This is a genomic window from Streptomyces sp. NPDC000880 (assembly GCF_053599675.1).
This window is the reverse complement of record NZ_JBSFMS010000088.1, coordinates 1-20,990: the sequence shown is the minus strand read 5'-3', so window position 1 is coordinate 20,990 and position 20,990 is coordinate 1. Positions and strand designations below refer to the sequence as shown.

Genomic DNA, 20,990 nt, shown 5'->3' with positions numbered 1-20,990 from the left:
GAAGCTGCCCATACGGTGAGAGGCATGATGACCGTTCGACCGTCTCCCGGACCGGGTGCGGGCGCTGGGGGAACGACCCCGGCTACCGGCAACCCGTCGCCGCGGGAACCGCTCGGTCTCAGGAGTACGTGGTGTCCCACGTACGCAGGATGGGGAACCTGTAGCCGTCTGAGGGGAGCGTCGGGTGAGCGACGGTACGGCACTTGCGGAGCGGATTGCCGAGCGGCGGGCTGGTGTGGGTGATCCTCGGGCGTTGGTGGGGGAGTTGCGGCGGACCCTCGTCCTCGTGCCCTTCGACGGTGGGGGGTTGTGGACGGCGGAGCTGGGTGGGGTGCGGTGGGTCTGCGGGTTCACGGACGAGGAGGCGCTGGCCCGGTTCGCGCGGGCGCGGGATGGCGGGGGTGGGCGGGAGACGGGCCGGTCGTGGGAGTTTGCCGAGGTGCGGGGGGCGCGGCTGCTGGACGAGATCATCCCGGCGATGGGGGTCCCGGCCGGGGTGGCGATCAACATCGCCGACCCAGACGGGTCGATGGTCTTTCCGCCGGTGGTGGGCATCGTGCCTGATGCGGTCGCGGTCGATGCCGACGAGCTGCATGGAGGGCGGGGCTGATGGGTGGCGGCGCTGAGGATCTGAGGGTCGACCGGGAGAGCGTCCAGCGGATCACCAACGGCCTGCGGACCGCGGTGTCCGAGTTGCGGGATGTCGGCACCGGTACCGGGGCGGTGCTGGGCAAGGGGTTCTCGGAGCTGGCGATGACCGGCATGGAGGCCGGGCACCACGGGTTGTCGGTGGACTTCGAGGACTACTGCGAGCGCTGGGAGTGGGGGGTGCGGGCGTTGATCCAGGACGCCAACGCCATCGCGGCGAAGCTGGGCTTGGCGGCGGGGCTGGTCTGGGAGGAGGACCAGTACGTCCAGGGGACGTTCAAGGTCGCCGTGAACGCTGCCGTCGGCAATCCGCACGCTTCCGAGGACGAGGTCGTCAAGCAGAACTGGGGGGAGGTGTTCACCCCGGACTATCTGGACCCGGACTACAGCGCGGAGTCGTTTCAGCGGGCGGGGGACGAGGCCGGGCAGACCTGGAAGGACACCGGCCGGGCGTTGATGACCGAGGGCATGGGCGGTCAGCGTACGAGCGCGCTGAACGACCTCGTCGGTGTCGACCAGGAGGCGTTCGACCGGGCGGTGGACGACACGTTCGGGCCGTCGCCCGAGGAACGCGCGGCCCAGCAGCAACAGCAGCAGCCGGGTACCGGGGGGAACTGAGCCGTGGGCATAGGTGATTTCGTCAGCGACATCACGCCTGATGTCGTTGAGGATGCCGTTGAGGACGGCACGGAGTGGGTCGGCAACCGGGTCGAGGATGCCGGTGACTGGACCGCGGACCGGCTGGAGGACGTCGGCTGGGAGTCCGGCGCGGACTGGGTGCGTGAGCAGTCCCGTTCGCTGGCGAACCGGATGGGCGCCGAGGTCGACGAGATGGACCTCGGGCAGACCGAGGACAAGACGAAGCTCATCTACGGCAGCCCGTCCAAGCTGCGCGCGACCGGCTCGCATCTACGGGATCTCCAGCGGTCGTTCGAGCTGGTGGGCCAAGGGCTGAAGGGGCTGGACTCGTCCGCGATCAAGGGCCAGGCGGCGGACGCGTTCCGGGAGACGGTGGCGATCGAGCCGCCGAAGTGGTTCAAGGGCGCGGACGCATTCGGGAAGGCCGCGAACGCACTGGCGAGTTTCGCGTTGACGGTGGACTGGGCGCAGGGACGGGCACAGGCCGCCATCGAGAAGTGGAAGGCCGGCACCAAGGCGTCCGAGGACGCGAGGGACGCGCACAACAAGAAGGTCGACGCCTACAACAACGCCGCCGACCGCTACAACGCCCAGCCGGCCGACCAGCGAAACCCGTCCTCTCTGCCGCCGAAACCGGGCGCGTTCAGCGATCCGGGCAAGGCACAGATGGAGGAAGCCCAGGAGATCCTCGCCGAAGCCCGCAAGCAGCGCAACGCGGCTGCGGAGACCGCGCGCAACGCTGTGCGCGCCGCCCGCGACACCGCCCCGCCCAAGCCGTCGTACGCCGAACAGGCCATGGACGGCCTGGCTGAATACCAGGTGATGCAGACCCACTTCGGGGCGGGCATCGTCAAGGGCACTGCTGGTCTGGTCACCTTCGTCCGCAGCATCAACCCCACGGACCCGTACAACATCACGCACCCCGCGGAGTACCTCACCAGCCTGAACAACCTGGCCGCCGGACTGGTCCAGGTGGCCAACGACCCGTGGGGCGCGGGCAAGCAGATGCTCGACAACTTCATGAAGGACCCCGCCGAGGGCTTCGGCCGGCTCGTGCCGGACCTGGTGCTGACCGCCGCCACCGGCGGCGGCGGAGCGGCAGTCAAGGGAGTTCGAGTCGCCGCAGAAGGGGCGGACCTGGCCTCGGACGCCAACCGGGCCCGCAGGCTGATCGACGACGCCCCCAACGGCACCCACAACCGCCCCGACGGCCACCGCCTGGTCGACGAGACCGACCCGGTGGACCTCGCCTCGGGCCGTATGTTCCTGCCTCAGACCGACGCGATCCTCCCCGGCACGCTGCCGCTGGCCTTCACCCGCCGGGTCGAGTCCGGTTACACCGCCGGGCGCCTCTTCGGACCGTCCTGGTCCTCCACCGTCGACGAACGCCTGGAGATCGACGCCAACGGCGTCATCCACGTCACCGACGACGGCCTCCTGCTCACCTACCCCCACCCCGTGCCCGGACTCCCCACCCTTCCCGAGTCCGGTACGGTCCGCCGTCTGCTCACCCGCGACGAGACCGGCGACTACACCCTCACCGACCCGGACAGCGGCCTGATACGGCACTTTGCCGCACCAACAGGGGCCGAACCAGGTGGCGACGGCGACGCCTGGCTGACCCAGATCAGCGACCGCAACGGCCACACCATCACCATCGACCGCACCGAGGACGGCATCCCCCTCGCCCTCGTCCACTCGGCGGGCTACCACCTGAGACTGGACACGGCGGACGGCCGTGCGACCCGCCTGTCCCTGGTGCACTCCGACGGCACCGAGCAACAACTCGTCGGCTACGGCTACACGGACGGCAACCTCACCACCGTCACCAAACCCTCGGGCGCCGTCCTGACCTTCCTGTACGACGACCGCCGCCGGGTGATCGCCTGGATCGACTCCAACGACAGCCGCTACGACTACGCCTACGACGACAGTGACCGGGTGATCGGCGAGGGTGGCCAGGCGGGCCACGTCCAACTCACCATCTCCTACAGCCTCCCCGACCCTGCCACCGGCCACCGGGTGACCAAGCTGACCACCGCCGACGGCCGCACCACCCGCCATCTCATCGGTGACGGTTGCCAGGTCCTGGCCACCACCGATCCGCTCGGCCACACCACCCGCTTCACCCATGACTCGCGCGGAAACCAACTGACCCGTACCGATGCCCTCGGCCGTACCACCGCCTTCGCATACGACGAGGAGGGCAGGCTCCTCGCGGTCGTCCGTGCCGACGGCAGCCGGATCAGTACAGTCCGCGACGGACGAGGCCTGCCGGTGGAGTTCACCGCCCCGGACGGGGCGCGCTGGCACCAGGAGTTCGACGACCGGGGCAACCGCACCTCGGTCACGGACCCCGCCGGCCACACCACCCGGTACGCGTACGACACCCGGGGGCATCTCGTCTCCTCCACCGACGCGCTCGGCGCCGTGACCACGTTCCGCTGCGACCCGGCCGGACTGCCGCTGGAGGTCACCGACCCTTCCCCTGCCTTCGGCGGGGAGACCCCTATGGGGGGCACCACGCGGTGCGAGCGCGACGCCTTCGGCCGGCTCGTACGCATCACGGACCCCCTCGGCGCGGTCACCACCCTCGAGTGGACCACTGATGGCGAATTGGCCAGGCGCACCCGCCCGGACGGCAGCACCGAGTCCTGGACGTACGACGGCGAGGGGAACTGCACCGACCACACCGACGCGACGGGCCGGACAACGCGCTTCGAGTACACCCACTTCGACCTGCTGGCGGCCCGTATCGGCCCGGACGGAGTGCGCCACGACTTCGAGCACGATGCCGCGCTGCGCCTCACCAAGGTCACCAACCCGCAAGGTCTCACCTGGTCCTACAGCTACGACCCGGCCGGCCGACTGGTGTCCGAGACCGACTTCGACGGGCGTACCCTCACCTACGCCCTCGATGCGGTCGGGCAGATCACAGCCCGTACGAACCCGCTCGGCGAGACGATCTCCTACGGGCGCGACCCGCTCGGCCAGCTGATCAGCAAAGACGTGGCAGGCGCCGTCACCACCTACACCTACGACCGCGCGGGACGGATGCTCCAGGCCGCCGGCCCGGACAGCGAGCTGATCCAGCAGTACGACCGCCGCGGCCACATCAAGACCGAGCTCGTCGACGGCCGCCCCACGACGTACACCTACGATCCCGTGGGGCGCCGAGTCCGCCGCGTCACCCCCACGGGCCGGGTCACCACCTACGGCTATGACGCGGCCGGCCGCCCCACGCATCTGACCAGCGGTACCCATCGCATCGCCTTCACTCATGATGCGGCAGGACGCGAGGTGCAACGCGTCTTCGGCGACACCCTGGCCATGGCATCGACCTGGGACGAGACCGGCCGCCTGGCCACCCAGCACCTCACCACCGGCACCCGCACCATCAACCGGCGTGCCTACACCTACCGTGCCGACGGCCACCTCACCGCACTCGACGACACCCTCCGCGGCTCCTTCCGCTTCGACCTCGACCAGGCGGGCCGGGTGACGGCGGTGACGGCCGCGGGCTGGACGGAGACGTACGCCTACGACGCGGCCGGAAACCAGACCTCGGCATCCTGGCCTTCCAGCCACCCCGGCCACGAAGCGACCGGACCCCGCAGCTACGACGGCACCACCATCACCCGTGCCGGAGCGGTGCGTTACGAACACGACCACGGCGGCCGTATCACTCTGCGCCAGAAGACCCGGCTGTCGCGGAAAGCCGACACCTGGCGCTACGCGTGGGACGCCGAGGATCGGCTCACGGCCGTCACCACCCCCGACGGGACGCGTTGGCGCTACCGGTACGACCCGCTGGGCCGCCGCACCGCCAAACAACGCCTGGCCGACGACGGCGAGACCGTGGTCGAGGAGGTGCTGTTCACCTGGGACGGCTCGACGCTGTGCGAACAGACCACCACGGCCCCCGAACTCCCCCGTCCCGTCACCCTGACCTGGGACCACCGGGGTCTGCAACCACTCGCTCAGACCGAGCGTGTCCTCAGTGCGGATGCCTCTCAACAGGCGATCGACGAACGCTTCTTCGCCATTGCCACGGACATCGTCGGCACCCCCACCGAACTCGTCGCCGAATCGGGCGAACTGGCCTGGCACACCCGCGCCACGCTCTGGGGCACCACCACCTGGACCAGGACCAGCACGGCCTACACCCCCTTGCGGTTTCCCGGTCAGTACTACGACCCCGAAACCGGCCTTCACTACAACTACTTCCGGCAGTACGACCCCGAAACCGCCCGATACCTCACCCCCGACCCGCTCGGCCTGTCCCCGGCACCCAACCCGGCCGCCTACGTCCACAATCCATTTACCTGGTCCGACCCGCTGGGGCTGTCGCCCTATCGGGGCCTGGGCCTCAGCAACGAGGCGCTGAACGCGATCAACAAGCTGGAGAACCTCAAGGCGGATCCGATCGGGCGCATCAACTCCGAGCCGAACCACAATCACTACTCGGCGGCCAGACGGGAGGCGGGGGGCGAAGTGGTGGCGCGCAAGCCGGACGGAACGCCGTACGACCACGTCAACGACCTCACCGAGGCGAAGCAAGGGCTTGAGAACGTACGTAAAATACTGTGGAAGGAGATGGAACGGCTTCCGGACGGAATGACCGAACGGGGCCTGGAAGTCCTGCTGAAGAAGCACGATGAGACCGTCTACCACCTCGACCGTGTGAAGGGATTCCTCCACCAGATCGGTCAACGGTGACCAGGCCGCCCTCAGCGGATCTGGGGATGCGCAGAAACGGAACGCCAGGCGATGACCACCTCACCGGACGAGAACAGCCACGCGATCGAGTTGCGGGACCGGTGGACCCGGCCGGAGAACGCGTCCATTCTCGCCGCGCTCCGTGAAGCCCTGGTACATGGCGGAGACTGGCGCGGCATGCTGCGGGAGTGGTCGCAGCCATGGGGCACCGAGAATGACCTGGGAGGCATCCCTCTGGCGGGGGCAGACCTCGCGGGGGCGGACCTGAAGGGTGTCTACTTCGGCTACGCGGACCTGCGAGGCTGCTCCCTGAGCGGCTGTGACCTCTCCGACGCATCGCTGACCGGCGCGGACCTGAGCGAAGCGAACCTCGTGAACGCATTGCTGACGCGGGTGAACGGCGGTCTCTGCGACCTCACGGCGGCCGACCTCAGCGGCGCCCAGGCCGACGATTCCGTGCTGTCCCGCGCCCGCCTGGTCCGCACAACCTTGCGCGGCGCGTCACTGCGCCGCGCCAAGCTCATCGCGGCCGACCTCACGGACGCGGACCTGTCGGACGCGGACCTGTCGTCCGCCGTGCTGATCGCGGCGAGGACCGACGGAGCGGTGATGACCAATGCCCGCCTGGAGGGGGCACACCGTGGATCCTTGCGGCCCTGAGCCCAGCCCGCTTGGACGGGCCCGGACAACGGCAAAGCCCCGGGCCGCTGGCTTGGGGCTTTCTCGTGGAGCTCAATGAGTCCTGGGCTCGGTGGGCCGAGGTGGACGGCGACGGTTCATGGGATTCGTACCGGCTGTATCCGTCGCCGGGCGGGCTGTTGCAGTGGGCGAGCACCGAGCAGGAAACCTCGTTCTACTGGCTCACCGAGGGCCCCGAGCCCGACAAGTGGCCCCATCCTCGTCATGGGTGTCGGTCCCGCTGACTGGGACCGTTTCGACGGCTCGACCGCGGAGTTCGTCTACCGCATGCTCACCGATCCGCGGCACCTCTGCTCGACCGCCCGCTACGGTGACCGGCTCGACGACGCGCGACAGGGTCCGCTCGAGGGCCGGCCGGTTGATCCGTGGGTGTACGACTTCGACGAGAATCGGGGCATGGACATCCGGCAGCTGGAGTACTTCCTCGCCATCGTGGATCACGACGGGTTCAACCGGGCGGCGTCCGCCCTGTACGTCTCCCAGCCGTCGCTGTCCCAGGCCGTCCAGGCGCTGGAGCGCGACCTGGGCAGCGACCTGTTCCACCGCATCGGCCGTCGGGCCGTGCTCACGGAGGCCGGAAAAGCGCTGATCGAACCCGCCCGTGCGGCCGTACGCAGTCTGGAGACCGCCCGGGCCGGCGTCGCCGCCGTGCACGAGCTGCGCGAGGGGCGGCTGGATGTCGCCGCGATGCCGTCGCAGGCGGTGGAGCCGCTGACCTCGATGATCCGGGTGTTCAGCGGCCGCTATCCGGGGGTGTCCGTGGCCATCCGGGCCGCCTTCACCTCTCGGGACGTCATCGACATGGTCCGCACCGGTGTCACCGAGCTGGGTCTCCTGGCCACCTCCGATCCGCTTCCCGACAAGGAGGTGGTCTCCCACCCGTACGGCGAACAGCGCTTCGTTCTGGTCACTCCGCCCGACGGACCGTTCCCCGCCGGCCGACCGGTCGGCTGCGAGGAGCTGGCCGGGCATCGGCTGATCGTCGGGCAGCGGGGCACCGGGATGCGCGCGTACGTCGACGGGCTGCGCGAAGGCGGCATTCGTTTCACGGTCGCCGCCGAGACCGAGCACCGGGTGGCGCTCCTCCCTCTGGTGCTGGCGGGGGTCGGGCTCGCCGTGGTCACCGAGTCCTGGCGCACGATGGCCGAGCGTGCCGGAGCCCTCGTCCTTGAAATCGAGCCAAAGACCACCCTCCGTATCGCCTTGGTCAGCCGCCGCGCTGAACTGTCTCCGGCCGCCCAGGCGTTCGTGACCTGCGCACGAGAGGTCGAGCCCCGCTGATAGGCGTGGCTTATAAGCCATATCGCAACTGCGTCTTGGACGGCCCCGTGGCCTGATTGCTGCAATCGGTCCATGACGAACCACCACATCGCACTGATCCCCGGCGACGGCATCGGAGCCGAGGTGCTGCCTCCCGCCCGGCAGGTCCTGGACGCCGTGGGCGCCCGCCACGGCTTCGGCTTCTCGTACACCTCGTACGACTGGTCCTGCGAGCGTTACGTCCGGGAGGGCGCGATGATGCCCGAGGACGGGCTCGACCAGCTGCGCGACAAGGACGCGATACTGCTCGGCGCGGTCGGCTACCCGGGCGTCCCGGACCATGTCTCGCTGTGGGGGCTGCTGATCCCGATCCGCCGCGGCTTCCGCCAGTACGTCAATCTGCGGCCGATCCGGGTCTTCGAGGGAGTCGACAGCCCGCTGCGCGCCGCGGCCGCGGGCGAGGTCGACTTCGTCGTCGTACGAGAGAACGTCGAGGGCGAGTACAGCGAGATCGGCGGCCGTCTCAACCGGGGATTCCCCGAGGAGGCGGCCGTGCAGGAGGCCGTGTTCACCCGTGCCGGCGTGACCCGCGTCCTCGACTATGCCTTCGAACTCGCCGCGCAGCGTGACGGAAAGCTCACCTCGGCCACCAAGTCCAACGGCATCGTGCACACCATGCCGTTCTGGGACGAGCTGGTTGCCGAGCGCGGTGCCGCCCACCCCCAGGTCGCCTGGGACCAGGAGCACATCGACGCGCTGGTCGCAAAGTTCGTGCTCGACCCGGCCCGCTTCGACGTGGTCGTCGCCTCCAACCTCTTCGGCGACATCCTCAGCGACCTGGCCGCCGCCGTGGCGGGTGCCATCGGCATCGCACCGGCCGCCAACCTCAACCCGGAGCGCGAGTTCCCCTCGATGTTCGAGCCGGTGCACGGCTCCGCGCCCGACATCGCGGGCCGCGGCATCGCCAATCCGCTTGGTGCGATCTGGTCGGCGGCGATGATGCTCGACCACCTCGGCCACCCCGAGGCGGCCAAGGACGTCACCGACGCCATCGCCGCGGTGCTGGCCAAGACCGACGTACGCACCGCTGACCTCGGCGGCAGTGCCACGACTGCCGAGTTCACCGGGAAGCTGCTCGAACTGCTCTGAGCGCTTCCCCGTGAGGCCGGGGCGGCACGAACGACGCCGCCCCGGCCCCGCGCCCGTCAGGCCGCCCGGCCCCACATCCGCCCGGCCCCCCATCCGTCAGGCGCCACATCCGCCCGGCCCCCCATCCGTCAGGCGCCACACCCCCAACACCCGCTCCGTCCGCGCCCGAGCCGCGCCCGCCCTCACCGGTCCCCACGCCCCCGCGCCCCGGCCGCGTCCACGTTCCTCAACGAGGAGAAGCGTCATGGCAGCACCCGCGTCCCCCGCCCCCGGTACGAGCCCCGCCAAGCCGAAGCCCTGGTACAAGCAGCTGTACTTCTGGGTCCTGACCGCCATCGTGTCCGGTGTTCTGACCGGCTGGCTGTGGCCTTCCGCCGGCGTCGCTCTGGAGCCGGTCGGTACGACCTTCGTCGCCGCCATCAAGATGCTCATCACACCGATCGTCTTCCTGACGATCGTGGCCGGTATCGGCGGCGTCGACAGCCTGCGCCGGGTCGGCAGGGTCGGCCTCAAATCCCTGGTCTACTTCCAGGCCGGCACCCTGGTCGCCCTGATCATCGGACTGGTCGCCGTCAACGTCTTCCAGCCTGGCGCCGGAGTGCACGCACAGCCCGGCGAACTGCACCTGGCGGGCGATGCCGCCCAGTACGTCAAGGACGGCGAGGGCCAGAGCTGGTGGCACTTCCTCACCGACATCGTGCCCTCGAGCGCGGTGGGCGCCTTCGCCGAAGGCAACATCCTCCAGGTCATCTTCTTCTCGGTGCTGTTCGGCATCGCGCTCAAAGCCGTGGGGCCGGTCGGCCAGCCCATCGTCGAGGGCGTCAACCGCCTCAGCGCCGTGGTCTTCAAGGTTCTGCACTACATCATGCTGGCCGCCCCGGTCGGCGCGTTCGGTGCGATGGCCTTCACCATCGGCAAGTACGGCATCTCCACCCTCACCAGCCTCGGCCAGCTGATCGGGCTCTTCTACGGCACGTCGCTCTTCTTCGTCGTGGTGGTGCTCGGCGGCGTGCTGGCCTTCCTCAGGATCAACATCTTCCGGCTGCTGCGGCATCTGCGCGAGGAGTTCCTTCTCGTCCTCGGCACCTCCTCCTCGGAGAGCGCGCTGCCCCGGCTGATGGCCAAGCTCGAAGGACTCGGCGTACGCCGGGACATCGTGGGCCTCACCATTCCCACCGGCTACTCCTTCAACCTCGACGGCAGCTCCATCTACCTCTCGCTGGCCGCCGTCTACATCGCCCAGGCCACCGACACTCCGCTGAGCATCGGCCAACAACTCGGTCTGCTCGCCGTGATGATCCTGACCTCCAAGGGCTCCGGCGGCATAACCGGCGCGGGCTTCATCGCCCTGGCCGCCACCCTCACCACGGTCGGCACCGTGCCCGCCGCGGGCATCATGCTGATCTTCGGCATCGACAAGTTCATGTCCGAGTGCCGTGCCCTGACCAACCTCGTCGGCAACAGCGTCGCGACGCTCGTCGTCGCCCGCTGGGAAGGCGCACTCGACACCGCCCGCGTCAACCGCGTCCTCACCACCGGTGCCCCCGAGCCGGAAACGCCCGCCCAACCCGACACCGAGACGGCTCCCGTACTCGCCAAGGCCTGACCAAGAGACGTCCCGGGCCTCAGTCGCGTCAACCGGCCCGGGCGAGCCGTACGCCCGATGCGTACGCACACGTGTGGGCCCGGCCGGACTTCGCCGGCCGGGCCCACACACGCACGTCAGGCCGCCTCGGCCACCCACCACGAGGACGGATGGCGCGCCACTGACCCCCAACCCGTCGGCGTCGACGGCTTCCAGCCCGCGCGCGAGGTGGACGGCGCCCCGGCAAGTCCCGGTCAGTCCGCCGGCGCCGGGCTTCGAGTGGGCCAAGGGTGGGCGGCGCTCAGCTCGGAGGATCATCCGGCTTGTACTCGTGCGCCCTGCCGCCTGCCCATTTGACCCAAGTCGGGTCGTCCAGGAGCTCCTCGGCGTCGGACAGGCCCGCTTGGCGGAGGAACTCCAGCAGGTCCCGGTCGGAGTGGGCCAGGCCCATGATCTGGTCCCGCACGGTGACTCGCCGGCCGACGGTTGCGGAGATCCGGTGCACGACGATCGGTGCGGACGGGTGGCCGGTCACAGCGTGCCGAGGTCTCGGTCGGGGCGGCAGATCGTGCAGGGTTCGACGTGCGCGGCGAGGGCGGCGAGTGCCTGCGCGCGGCTGATCGGCTTGGCCCGCGGCGCGCCGCCGTGGGCGCAGTCCCCGGCATGGACGGCAATGGCATGGCGCCCGCCACGGCTCATCTCGATCTTCCAGTCCGGCGGTGGCGGCGGGACGTGGGCAGCGCGCATGGTTCGGTCCTCCTCTTGCTCCAGCCAGCGTCTTGTCTGCTGGAGCTGTTGAAGCTGGACCCGCTCCAGGAAGCGCAGGAGCTCCAGGCGGGACGGTGGGCGCTCGGCCATGACGGGTTACGCCGCCTTGTCCTCGGCCTGCTCATGGGCGTGCTTGAGTGCCATCCGCGCATCGACCACGTCCGCCGTCAGGCTCGCCCAGTACGGATGCGTGCTCACCGTGACCGACAGATCGAGCAGCCGCCGGCGCAACCGCTCTACCTCCGCTGCCTGCTCCGTGGTGTAGCCCGGGCTGTCGGGAAAGGACACGATCCGGTCGCCGAGGACGTGCTTATCGCTCGTCCAGCCGGGCTCCGGGGCCACCGACCAGGGCAAGGCCCGACACAGCGCGGCGTACTCAGCACGCGTCCGGTGCAGGTCGAGTTGTGCGGCGCGGAGGTCGTCGGGGAAGTCGTACGTTTCAGCCACACCAGAATGGTATGTCTGTTCGATTTCAAGATGCGAGCACCGCGCGCCGGCTTTCGCACGAGCCGCATCCGCAAGGGGAGCCGTATGGCCGCGGGCAGCGCTGCGTGTCGCTCTCACCGTCGGACGGCATGCCGATACTCGACGTCGTGGACGGCCGAATCGTGTTCGTCGAGTTGCTCTACCGGTCGCCGATGCGTGATCGCCGCGTGCGGTGACCCTGGCTCGCCCCGGCCCACAGCCTGCTTCCCGCCCAAAGGCACAGCCGCGCCCAATACGGACTTCTGCGCCAGATGGTGGGCGTGGCGTTGTCGGTGGCCTCGGCCAGAATGCGCTGCATGAGCATCGAGATGCAGCTGCGCACCATGCCGGAGTCCGAGATCCGGGAAGACTGGACTTGGCTGGAGGAGTTCATGGGGAACGCAGGGGACTTCGACCGGTTGTCGCGCTACCGAGCCGCGATCGTAGCGGGGCGACATCCCCACGGGTGTTGATCGCCCAGCCCTTACTTCACAGTTTCCGGGTAGGCCTCGCCGTTGCCGGTGACTGTCAGCCGAACCAGTGCGCCCGGGCTCGGTAGGTCGTGGCCGGCGACGCGGGCAGTGACTGCCGGCCCGGAGGGCAGCAGGTCGAGGCGTACGGCGGCGTCGTGGCCGAAGTAGCTGATGTCGGCGACGCGTGCCTCCACGCCGGCGGTGTCCGAGCGGGGATGCAGTTGGATCTGCTCGGGACGGATGAGGACCTGTGCGGCACCCTCGTCCGCCGACTTTCGGACCGGGATCCGGCCCAGCGCGCACTCGGCCTGCCCATCGTGAACTCGTGCGGGAAGCAATACCGCCTCGCCGACAAAGGTGGCAACGCCGGTGTCGGACGGATGGCGGTACACGGCGGATGGGCTGTCGAGCTGCACCAGGTGTCCGTTCCTCATCACGGCCACCTGGTCGGCCAGCGACAGAGCCTCGGCCTGATCGTGAGTGACCAGGACGGCGGTGGCCGCCGCCGCGCGTAGAGCCTGGGCCACCGCACGCCGGGTTCCGTCGCGAAGCCCCGCGTCGAGCGAGGAGAACGGCTCGTCGAGCAACACGATCGACGGTCGCGGCGCCAGCGCTCGGGCCAGCGCGACACGTTGTTGCTGCCCACCGGAGAGCTGGTGCGGGTAGCGATCGGCCAACGACGAGGCCAGGCCCACCAACTCGAGCAGCTCACTGCTTCGGTGCCGCGCGGCGCGATCGCGCCGCGCCAGGCCGAAGGTGATGTTGGCGGCTACGGTCAGGTGCGGGAACAGCGCACCTTCCTGGGGGACGAAGCCGACCCGTCGCCGCTGGGGTGGTATGGAGCGTCCGGAGCCGAACACGACGTCGTCGCCGAAGGAGATGGTGCCGTCGTCCGGGTGGTCGAAGCCGGCGATCAGTCGCAGCAGAGTCGTCTTGCCGCAGCCTGAAGGTCCGAGGATGGCGGTGAAGCTCTCCTGGGGCACGTGCAGATCGATTCCTCCCAGCACCGGGGTGGCACCGAAGGACTTGGTGACCTCCCGGACAGTCAGCGCGGTCATCGTGCAGATCCTCTTCTGGCTTCTCGGGTGAGCAGGTAGGTGGCCGGCACAGAAATGAGCACCATGAGTGCGGCGTACGGAGCGCTGGCCCCGTAGGCGACGCTGGAGCTGTTGCTCCAGAACTGAGTGGCCAGCGTGTTGGTGCCTATCGGTGCGAGCAGCAGCGTCGCGGTCAACTCGGTGACCACGGCGAGGAAGACCAGTGCCGCGCCGGCGCCGAGACCGGGCGCGATCAGGGGCAGGGTGACCCGGCGGAAGGTGCTTACCGCACCGGTACCCAGCGCGTGCGCGACGTCGTCGAAGACCGGGGGCACCTGGGTGAGTGCGGAGCGCACGCTCACCAGGGCGCGCGGCATGAACAGGATCGCGTAGGCGGCGAGCAGCAGCGGCGTCGTCTGGTAGAGCGGCTGTGCGAAGCGGATGGCGATCGTGACCAGCGCCAGGGCGACGACGATGCCGGGCAGCGAGTTGCCGAAGTACATGCTGCGCTCAAGGATGAGACTGAACCGGCCACGGCGGCGCACGGACAACCACGCCACCGGCAGGGCCAGCGCCGTGGTGATGAGCGCGGCGACCGCGCCGAGGCCGAGCGAGTTCGCGGTCGTCTCGATCAAGCTCTGTACGGGGAAGTCCTGTGAGCTGCCGGTGGTCAGCCAGAACACGAGGCTGCCCAGGGGTACGCCCAGCGCGAGCAGGATCAGGGCGCCCATGCCCAGCAGTGCGGGACCGGCGAACATCCCAAGCCTGACGCGCGGGGCCGGACGTGCCGTCCCGGAGCCCACCCGTGAGTACCGTGCTCGGCCACGGAGCTGATGCTCGGCCAGCAGCAGCACCAGGCAGCACGCCGCCAGCACTCCCGCCAGTATGTTGGCGGCCGGGCCGTTGAACGACGACCGGAACTGGTCGTAGATGGCGGTGGTGAAGGTGGGGAAACGCAGCAACTGCAACGCCCCGAACTCGGCGAGCAGGTGGAGTCCGACCAACAGCAGGCCGCCCAACAGAGCGGGGCGGAGCTGAGGGAGGATCACCCGCAGGAAGGTCCGCATCGAGCCGTACCCAAGGCCCTGTGCGGTCTCCTCCAGCCCAGGATCCAGACCACGCAGCGACGATGCCACCGGCAGGTAGACCAGCGGGAAGTAAGACAGCGTGACGATGAGCAGCGCTCCGCCGTACCCGCTGGCCGAGGGCACGAGCGAGACCCACCCGTAGCTGTTGACGAAGGCGGGAACGGCCAGCGGTGCCACCAGCAACACGTTCCAGATGCGCCGACCCGGCAGGGTCGACCGCTCGACCAGCCAGGCGGCCCCGATGCCGATCAACGCACAGAACACCATGCAGCCGATCGTCAGTCGGGCGGTGTTCCACAACAGCTCGCCAGTGCGGGGACGGAATACCAGTGGCGCGGCCTCGGCCCATCCGAGACTGATCGTGTACCCGATCACGAAGCCGAGCGGAATCAACGCGATCAGCGCCACCACTACGGCTGACGCCAGCAGCAACGGGGGGTAGGACCGCAGGACTGCCCGCGCCCGCGCCCGCAGCGTGCGAGCCGGCGCGTCGCCGCGGCCGTCACCGTTCCCGGCACCGTTCCCGCCGCCGGTGCCGGCGACGGGAACGGTACGGGTGTTGGTGGGTGCGCTCACAGAAGGCCTGCCTGCTGCATCAGCTTTACTACCTGAGGACCGTTGAGCTTCGCCGGGTCGATGTCCGGCGGCGCGAGTTCACTCAGCGGCTTGAGCTTCGGATTGGCAGGCACTCCGCTGGCGACCGGGTATTCCAGGGCCGTGCTGTCGGCCAGGATCTGCTGGCCCTTCTTGCTGGTCAGGTACTTCACCAGCTGCTGGGCCTGCGCCTGGTGCTTGCTCGACTTCAGCACGCCGGCGCCCGAGATGCTGACGAACGCACCGGCATCCTTGTTGCCGAAGTACTTGAGCTTGGTGTTCGCGCTGTTGGCGCCGGACTCCGCCTGGTCCTTGTACCAGTAGTAGTGGTAGATCACGCCCGTTTGGATCTGGCCGGCGTTGACCGCCTTCATCACCGCCGTGTTGCTCTGGTAGATCTGGGCGTTGGCCTTGAGGCCGGCAAGCCACTGAGCTGCTGCGGCCTCACCCTTCACTGTCACCACGGCACTGACTATGGCTTGGAAGTCCGCACCGCCTGGGGAGATGCCGACCTTGCCTTTCCACTGCGGCGTGGCGAGATCCATGATCGACGCGGGCAGCGCATCGGGCTTGAGCTGCCGGGAGTTGTAGGCCAGCACCGTCGAGCGGGCCGCGAAGCCCACCCAGTTGCCGCTCGACGGGACGAACTGGCGGGGGACCGATGCCACGGCCGCGTCGTCGACCTTTGCGAACCCGCCCTTGCTGTCCACCAAGTCCATGCCCGGCGAGTTCTCCGTCAGGAACACATCCGCCGGCGACGCCGTCCCTTCCTGGACGAGTTGGTTCGCCAGCTCTGAGTCGTCCCCGGACCGCATGTTGACCTTGATGCCGGTCTCCTTGGTGAAACCGTCCACCATCGCCTGGACCAGGTCCTCGTGCTGGGCGTTGTACAGCGTCAACGTTCCGTTGTCCGACTGGGCGCCGCCGGCACTACACCCAACGAGCGCCGTCGATGCGACCGCCAAACCAAGGCAAGTTGCTTTCAGGCGTCTTGACCAGCGCATGAGCGTCCTTGTCAGTCAGTGGGGGCTGTTTAGTGGCCCGCCGAGTTAGGTTAGCTACACCTTAGTAATGCATCCGCCCTGATTGAAACCCTTCACCCCTGTTGCCCGGCTCACGGTCGCGATGCTCACCGCAACTCGCTCGGGTCCATATGCGGTCGTCAGGTCGGCTTCGCAGTCGGGGGGGCTGCGGTGCGTTGTCGGCTGGCCACTCGGCTCGTCGAGTGCGTCGAAGGCCGGCTTCGGCCGGTGTGGTTGCTGTACTCCGATTTTGTCGATGACGCCGGGACCGGGTTCGCCGTCGAAGTGCCCCCGCAAGTACACCGGGACCCGCACCGCCCGCCCGGGCTCGGCCCGCTACGAGCATGACCCGCAGGGCAGGGTCCCTCCGCGTCAAAAGCGCCATCTCTCACGCAAGCCAGACACCCGGCACTACAGCTGGGACGCCGGGAACCGTTCTTCTCGGTCACCACCCCGGACGGCACACGCTGGTGCTTCCGCAGGCTCCGCGTGCGGCGCCCAGGAAGCTGACCGGGCCCATCTGCAGTTCGGGGTGGTTGGCGTACAGGGCGAGGCCGCCGCCCGGCACTTGGCCGAACAGCAGTTGTTCACCGGTCTTGAGGTAGTGCCACGACAAGCCGCCGTTGCGCTCGGTCACGAAGAACCAGCAGGCCGTCCAAGCCGAGAGCAGCGCGTGGTGCCACCGCAGCGGCCACCGGCCGATCCGGCCGATGTGCGCGGCTGTCCCGGACTCAGGCCCTGCGGTATCCACGCTCCGCACGCCTCGCCCTCCATATCCGCTCGTTCCACCGCCCTGGTGAAGACCCGGCTCGGACGAATGCAGTACCGGCCCGACCCCATCGGCGGCTTGCTCGCCCGTACCGGAGTCAACCTCACACCCCGTAATCAGCCGTTAAAGACCTTTGGCGGGAGCCCAAGGGGGAGCCGTCTACCCCGACATGTGACTTGCCTGCCGTGGACGATGGCTGACACTCGGAGCCGGGAGCCACGGCCGTGACCTGGTCGCCTGAAGGTCAACAGGCCCGGTATCGCGTTCGGGACGAAGAGAGCGTGCGCCCGTCCGTTCAGACCTTGCGGCAGTGACGGCTCACGAGACCGGTGGCGGTGGACCAGGCGTGTCCGGTCCCCCGGCGGAGACGGTGAGGCAGGGCTATCGGCACAGGTCAAGGCCAAGTTGCCGCCTCGGGTACCCCTTCTTGAAAACCGTCGTGGCGGCGACGTCACGCTCGGCGGCTACGGCTGCACCAGGGACTACGCGGCGGAGCGGACGATGCGCGACGCCAAGATCACCCAGAGAGCACCAACCAGGTGCAGTGCATTGTGATGGACCACAACCTCCGTAACAACGGGACCGGAAGAGGTATCGCTCACACGGTCAGTCGGGAACCGGCGGGACCGCTGCGCACTTTTACAGGCTGTGTGACCAAGGGGGGCAGCGCGCAGAGGGAAGGCAGCAAAGAGCATGAGCGACTACCGCAGCGGTCCTCGCCGACCTACGACGGGCGTGACGGCCGGGGCCGGGAAGGCACCGGCCCGGCGCGCGAGCAGGCGCGGATGACGCGCGCCGAGATGCGCAGAGCGGCGCAGGCTGCCGGCCGACGCGCAGGGCGCCAGAAGGCGGGTGCCGGACGGCGGCACGCCGGCGTGCGCGACGGCAGGTCGGCACCGCCCGGCGCGAAACGATTCATCAACTACCCCCGCGCCGATCGGCGCGGCCTGCGGCGCTGGATCCCGTCCTGGCGGCAACTGCTTGGCATCTTCGTGATGTTCTTCGGCACCCTGACGGCCGGGGTGGGCTACGCCTACGCGACCACCCAGATACCCGACATCAACCCGAGTACGCAGCTGCAGGCCAACGTCTTCTACTGGTCCGACGGATCGGTGATGGCCGGCGTCGGCCAGGTCAACCGGCAGAACGTGCAGTTGGCGGACGTGCCGGCCAAGGTGCAGTGGGACTTCCTCGCGGCGGAGAACGCCTCCTTCTACACCGACCCCGGTATCGACCCGCAGGGCATCCTGCGGGCCGTCTACCACATGGCGTCGGGCGGTGCGGTCCAGTCCGGCTCGACCGTCACGCAGCAGTTCGTGAAGAACTCGTATCTCAACCAGAGCCAGACGGTCACCCGCAAGTTCAGGGAGATCATGATCTCCCTGAAGATCGGCACAAAGATGAGCAAGCAGGAGATCCTGCAGGGCTATCTCAACAGCAACTACTACGGTCGCGGCGCCTACGGCATCGAGGCCGCCGCCGAGGCCTACTACCACGTCCACGCCAAGGACCTCAACGTCAGCCAGGGCGCGTTCCTGGCCTCGACGGTCAACGAGCCCAGCGTGTTGATGAACGCGGACAGCGATCCGCAGGCGAAGCAGGCGGCCACGGCCCGCTGGCGGTACGTGCTGGACCGCATGGTAGTCATCCACCAGATCAGCGCCGCCCAGGAGCAGCAGTACATCGCCGCCGGGTTCCCCACACCGGTCGCCATGAGCACGAACGGGGCGATGACCGGGCAGGTCGGGTATCTCGTCCAGACGGCCGAGGACTACGTCAAGACCCACCTGAACATTGACGACCAGCAGTTCAACAACGGCGGATACCAGATCTACACCACGTTCGACAAGAACAAGGTGAACGAACTCGCGGCGTCAGTAGACAAGATGGCCAAGCAGCACCTCGACCCGCAGCACCGTTCCGCCGACCAGAACGTCCAGGTCGGCGCCGCCTCCGTGGATCCGACAAGCGGCAGGATCGTGGCCCTCTACGGTGGCCCCGGACTCGACAAGAAGCACTTCACCAACAACGCCAACACGGTCGGTGTCCCCGGCGGCTCAACGTTCAAGCCGTTCGACCTGGCTGCCGCCATCGACCACGGCGCGGTGCTCTCCCCCGGCCGGCCGCCCTCACCGATCACGCCGGCGAGCAAGTTCAACGGCAACAACGGCATCAAGATCAAGGACCAGCAGGGCAACTACATACCGGACAGCAACGACCCGACCGGTTACCTGCACCAGCAGAACGACACCCCGACCCAGTGGGGTTCCATCAGTCTCCGCAAGGCCATGGAGCAGTCGATCAACACCCCGTACGTGCAGCTCGGCGAGTACGTCGGCTACAGCAACGTCGAGAACGAGGCCCTCCAGGCGGGGCTGCTCAGGAGCAGCCTGCAGTACGACACCGCAGGCTTCTACATCGGCACCTCCTCCCCGTCCGCGATCCGGATGGCCGACGCCTACGGCACGTTCGCGAACAGCGGGATCCACCACGAGCCGTACTCGGTAACGAAGGTGCTCAAGGACGGGACCCAGCAGCCCGGGTTCGCCGCGCCCACGGGCGGCCAGGCCATACCCTCCAAGACGGCTGCTGCTGTGACCGACGTGCTGCAGGGCGTCGTCAAGTCCGGTACGGGCGCCAACGCGCAGGCGCTCGGCCGCCCGGTGGCGGGCAAGACCGGTACAACAGACAACTACAAGTCCGCCTGGTTCGTCGGCTACACGCCGCAGCTGTCCACCTCGGTCGTGATGTTCAAGGAGGACCCGAAGAACGCCGGCCTGCGGTCGATGGGCGGTGTCGGCGGCATGGCCAAGGTCTTCGGTGCCGACATGCCGACCGAGGTGTGGACGGGATACATGACGGCCGCGCTGCATGGAACGCCGGTCAAGGACTTCCCGCCGGCGCCGCAGCTCGGTCAGGGCACCAGCGAGAACGGGGCTCCCCTGCCCTCGCCGTCCGCGCCCGCCCCCGCGCCCAGCAGCGCGCCGGCGTCGCCGACCGTCGCCCCGTGGCAGAGCGCGAGCAGCAGTCCATCGGTCACGCCGTGCAGCCCGCTCATGTTCGGCTGCACCAGCCCCACGCCCAGTCCCACCGACACCTCGTCCACCGGCGGTGGCACGGGAGGCTTGGTCGGCGGCCCCACCGGCGGCGGCTCCACGCCCACCCCCAAACAGAAGAAACCGGGAGGCTCACCCTCCACCGGGTGATGCGCCGCGTACTGGCGCGTGGGCGCCCCGGACTTCCGCGGTCCGGCGCGCCCCCGCGCTTACGGGGTCCTACAGGAGGTAGCAGGTCGGCGCGCGGCCGCGTGCCGAAACGTGGTGGGTCCGCTCAAGCCTCTGGCCGCGCATGCGGCCGATGTGGCCCGCCGGGCCGGCCACCACACCCTGACCGCGTCGCTCGCCGCGGTCAATGCACCAATGCTCCACGTCCTGGAGAGTCTGGAGGCGCCGCCCACCCGCGCGACAGGGCCCGTCCTCGACATCCACATACCGCTGTAGCGGGCACCGGTTCGAGCCGGCCTCCACCCGGGCAGCCTCGGAGGCCGACTCAGGCGATCACCTCGCCCGCAGCGTTGACCCTCTTGGTGCAGAGCCGCGCGGCTGTGCCGCGTCTCGGGGCGTCCTGTGCTCCGCCGTCGACGATGTCAGGCCCGGTTGAGATGGCGGTCGAGGAGCGCCTGGAGACGGATGGCGTCCTCCGCGGCCCGCAGACCGCTCTTGGGCAGTACTTCGAGGCACAGGATGTTCGGGTCCCGACTGAGCAGGACCAAGTGATCGCGAGTGCCCCGGTAGCCGCGGAACAGCGACCAGCGCTGAGTCAGCGTGCAGTGGTCGGTGGCTACAGAGATCCCGTCATCGGTCACCGTCGCGGGCTGGACCAGCTGGTGCGGGCCGCCCGGCAGAAGGGCGACAAGGACCCTTCTGGTGCGGATCTGGTGCAAGGCTCTTAGCCTCGATCCACCGACTGTCCCGTGTCCCGTGGATAGAGAAATGAAGAGAGGTGCCTGCTGACCTGCGAAGATGGGAGTTACCACACAACCATCACGCACAATCAGCAAGGCACCTCGTAGATG

18 protein-coding genes and 1 pseudogene are annotated in these 20,990 nt (G+C 68.8%); 10 read left to right on the top strand and 9 right to left on the bottom strand.

Translation table 11 applies throughout. The annotated features are described in order from the left end of the window. Positions 1–184: 184 nt before the first annotated feature. The 4 genes from ACWDO5_RS24795 to ACWDO5_RS24780 are packed head-to-tail and all read left to right on the top strand — an operon-like array spanning position 185 to position 6,666. Positions 185–610 (top strand): hypothetical protein, encoded by a 426-nt coding sequence (locus tag ACWDO5_RS24795; protein ID WP_450532549.1) that lies wholly within the window; start codon positions 185–187, stop codon positions 608–610. Then, positions 610–1,266 carry a hypothetical protein gene (locus ACWDO5_RS24790; protein WP_450532548.1) on the top strand — a complete coding sequence of 219 codons (657 nt, stop codon included), beginning with the start codon at positions 610–612 and terminating at the stop codon, positions 1,264–1,266. The genes ACWDO5_RS24795 and ACWDO5_RS24790 overlap by 1 nt, the downstream gene beginning before the upstream one ends. Before the next feature lie 3 nt (positions 1,267–1,269). After that, a complete protein-coding gene (locus tag ACWDO5_RS24785; protein WP_450532547.1) occupies positions 1,270–6,006 on the top strand; it encodes a putative T7SS-secreted protein in 4,737 nt (1,578 codons plus the stop codon). Between the two features lie 51 nt (positions 6,007–6,057). Continuing rightward, positions 6,058–6,666 carry a pentapeptide repeat-containing protein gene (locus ACWDO5_RS24780; RefSeq protein WP_450532546.1) on the top strand — a complete coding sequence of 203 codons (609 nt, stop codon included), beginning with the start codon at positions 6,058–6,060 and terminating at the stop codon, positions 6,664–6,666. A gap of 348 nt (positions 6,667–7,014) precedes the next feature. Here ACWDO5_RS24780 and ACWDO5_RS24775 read toward each other — a convergent pair. Beyond that, a pseudogene (locus tag ACWDO5_RS24775) lies at positions 7,015–7,101 on the bottom strand (DNA-binding protein); the annotation flags it as partial. On the opposite strand from ACWDO5_RS24775, the gene ACWDO5_RS24770 reads away from it, so the two are divergent. The 3 genes from ACWDO5_RS24770 (at position 7,102) to dctA (ending at position 10,720) form a co-directional block, all read left to right on the top strand. Beyond that, complete coding sequence (locus ACWDO5_RS24770; RefSeq protein ID WP_450532545.1) at positions 7,102–7,986, top strand: LysR family transcriptional regulator; 885 nt, start codon at positions 7,102–7,104, stop codon at positions 7,984–7,986. It begins immediately after the preceding pseudogene. A gap of 72 nt (positions 7,987–8,058) precedes the next feature. After that, the gene (locus ACWDO5_RS24765) at positions 8,059–9,114 is read left to right on the top strand and encodes a tartrate dehydrogenase (RefSeq protein WP_450532544.1); all 1,056 of its coding nucleotides are present in this window, start codon (positions 8,059–8,061) and stop codon (positions 9,112–9,114) included. A gap of 244 nt (positions 9,115–9,358) precedes the next feature. After that, positions 9,359–10,720: a C4-dicarboxylate transporter DctA gene (gene dctA, locus ACWDO5_RS24760; protein ID WP_450532543.1), complete on the top strand. Its 1,362-nt coding sequence runs from the start codon at positions 9,359–9,361 to the stop codon at positions 10,718–10,720. Between the two features lie 280 nt (positions 10,721–11,000). Here the strand turns inward: dctA and ACWDO5_RS24755 are convergent, their stop codons facing one another. From ACWDO5_RS24755 to ACWDO5_RS24745, 3 genes are read right to left on the bottom strand one after another with little or no spacing between them, the layout of a single operon-like run. Continuing rightward, positions 11,001–11,234, bottom strand: a complete 234-nt coding sequence (locus ACWDO5_RS24755; RefSeq protein WP_450532542.1) for a hypothetical protein — start codon at positions 11,232–11,234, stop codon at positions 11,001–11,003. Then, positions 11,231–11,557: a DUF6233 domain-containing protein gene (locus ACWDO5_RS24750; protein ID WP_450532541.1), complete on the bottom strand. Its 327-nt coding sequence runs from the start codon at positions 11,555–11,557 to the stop codon at positions 11,231–11,233. Before ACWDO5_RS24750 ends, ACWDO5_RS24755 begins: the two co-directional genes overlap by 4 nt. 6 nt (positions 11,558–11,563) lie before the next feature. Beyond that, positions 11,564–11,914 (bottom strand): hypothetical protein, encoded by a 351-nt coding sequence (locus tag ACWDO5_RS24745; protein WP_450532540.1) that lies wholly within the window; start codon positions 11,912–11,914, stop codon positions 11,564–11,566. A gap of 335 nt (positions 11,915–12,249) precedes the next feature. Here ACWDO5_RS24745 and ACWDO5_RS24740 point away from each other — a divergent pair, with 335 nt between their 5' ends. Further along, positions 12,250–12,405 carry a hypothetical protein gene (locus tag ACWDO5_RS24740; protein ID WP_450532539.1) on the top strand — a complete coding sequence of 52 codons (156 nt, stop codon included), beginning with the start codon at positions 12,250–12,252 and terminating at the stop codon, positions 12,403–12,405. An 11-nt stretch (positions 12,406–12,416) separates the two neighbouring features. On the opposite strand, the gene ACWDO5_RS24735 is transcribed toward ACWDO5_RS24740, so the two are convergent. The 4 genes from ACWDO5_RS24735 to ACWDO5_RS24720 all read right to left on the bottom strand — a co-directional run bounded on the left by ACWDO5_RS24735 (position 12,417) and on the right by ACWDO5_RS24720 (position 16,906). Then, entirely contained in the window at positions 12,417–13,463 is a 1,047-nt protein-coding gene (locus tag ACWDO5_RS24735; RefSeq protein ID WP_450532538.1) for an ABC transporter ATP-binding protein, read from the bottom strand. Then, a complete protein-coding gene (locus ACWDO5_RS24730; protein WP_450532536.1) occupies positions 13,460–15,106 on the bottom strand; it encodes an ABC transporter permease in 1,647 nt (548 codons plus the stop codon). Before ACWDO5_RS24730 ends, ACWDO5_RS24735 begins: the two co-directional genes overlap by 4 nt. Further along, positions 15,103–16,023 (bottom strand): iron ABC transporter substrate-binding protein, encoded by a 921-nt coding sequence (locus tag ACWDO5_RS24725; protein WP_450532535.1) that lies wholly within the window; start codon positions 16,021–16,023, stop codon positions 15,103–15,105. The genes ACWDO5_RS24730 and ACWDO5_RS24725 overlap by 4 nt, the downstream gene beginning before the upstream one ends. 568 nt (positions 16,024–16,591) lie before the next feature. After that, entirely contained in the window at positions 16,592–16,906 is a 315-nt protein-coding gene (locus ACWDO5_RS24720; protein WP_450532533.1) for a hypothetical protein, read from the bottom strand. 794 nt (positions 16,907–17,700) lie between these two features. Here ACWDO5_RS24720 and ACWDO5_RS24715 point away from each other — a divergent pair. Together ACWDO5_RS24715 and ACWDO5_RS24710 are read left to right on the top strand one after the other, a co-directional pair. Beyond that, positions 17,701–20,121 (top strand): transglycosylase domain-containing protein, encoded by a 2,421-nt coding sequence (locus ACWDO5_RS24715; protein ID WP_450532558.1) that lies wholly within the window; start codon positions 17,701–17,703, stop codon positions 20,119–20,121. A gap of 111 nt (positions 20,122–20,232) precedes the next feature. After that, positions 20,233–20,415, top strand: coding sequence for a hypothetical protein (locus ACWDO5_RS24710; protein WP_450532532.1), 183 nt, complete (start codon positions 20,233–20,235; stop codon positions 20,413–20,415). Between the two features lie 146 nt (positions 20,416–20,561). On the opposite strand, the gene ACWDO5_RS24705 is transcribed toward ACWDO5_RS24710, so the two are convergent. After that, on the bottom strand, positions 20,562–20,858 hold the full coding sequence (locus ACWDO5_RS24705) for a YcxB family protein (RefSeq protein ID WP_450532531.1): 297 nt from the start codon (positions 20,856–20,858) through the stop codon (positions 20,562–20,564). Positions 20,859–20,990: the final 132 nt, after the last annotated feature.

What these genes read in the sequence shown, in the direction of transcription:
- ACWDO5_RS24790 (WP_450532548.1), top strand. Translation starts at nt 610, where the DNA reads ATGGGTGGCGGCGCTGAGGATCTGAGGGTCGACCGGGAGAGCGTCCAG.
- ACWDO5_RS24780 (WP_450532546.1), top strand. Translation starts at nt 6,058, where the DNA reads ATGACCACCTCACCGGACGAGAACAGCCACGCGATCGAGTTGCGGGAC.
- ACWDO5_RS24770 (WP_450532545.1), top strand. Translation starts at nt 7,102, where the DNA reads ATGGACATCCGGCAGCTGGAGTACTTCCTCGCCATCGTGGATCACGAC.
- ACWDO5_RS24765 (WP_450532544.1), top strand. Translation starts at nt 8,059, where the DNA reads ATGACGAACCACCACATCGCACTGATCCCCGGCGACGGCATCGGAGCC.
- dctA (WP_450532543.1), top strand. Translation starts at nt 9,359, where the DNA reads ATGGCAGCACCCGCGTCCCCCGCCCCCGGTACGAGCCCCGCCAAGCCG.
- ACWDO5_RS24750 (WP_450532541.1), bottom strand. Translation starts at nt 11,557, where the DNA reads ATGGCCGAGCGCCCACCGTCCCGCCTGGAGCTCCTGCGCTTCCTGGAG.
- ACWDO5_RS24740 (WP_450532539.1), top strand. Translation starts at nt 12,250, where the DNA reads ATGAGCATCGAGATGCAGCTGCGCACCATGCCGGAGTCCGAGATCCGG.
- ACWDO5_RS24735 (WP_450532538.1), bottom strand. Translation starts at nt 13,463, where the DNA reads ATGACCGCGCTGACTGTCCGGGAGGTCACCAAGTCCTTCGGTGCCACC.
- ACWDO5_RS24715 (WP_450532558.1), top strand. Translation starts at nt 17,701, where the DNA reads ATGACGCGCGCCGAGATGCGCAGAGCGGCGCAGGCTGCCGGCCGACGC.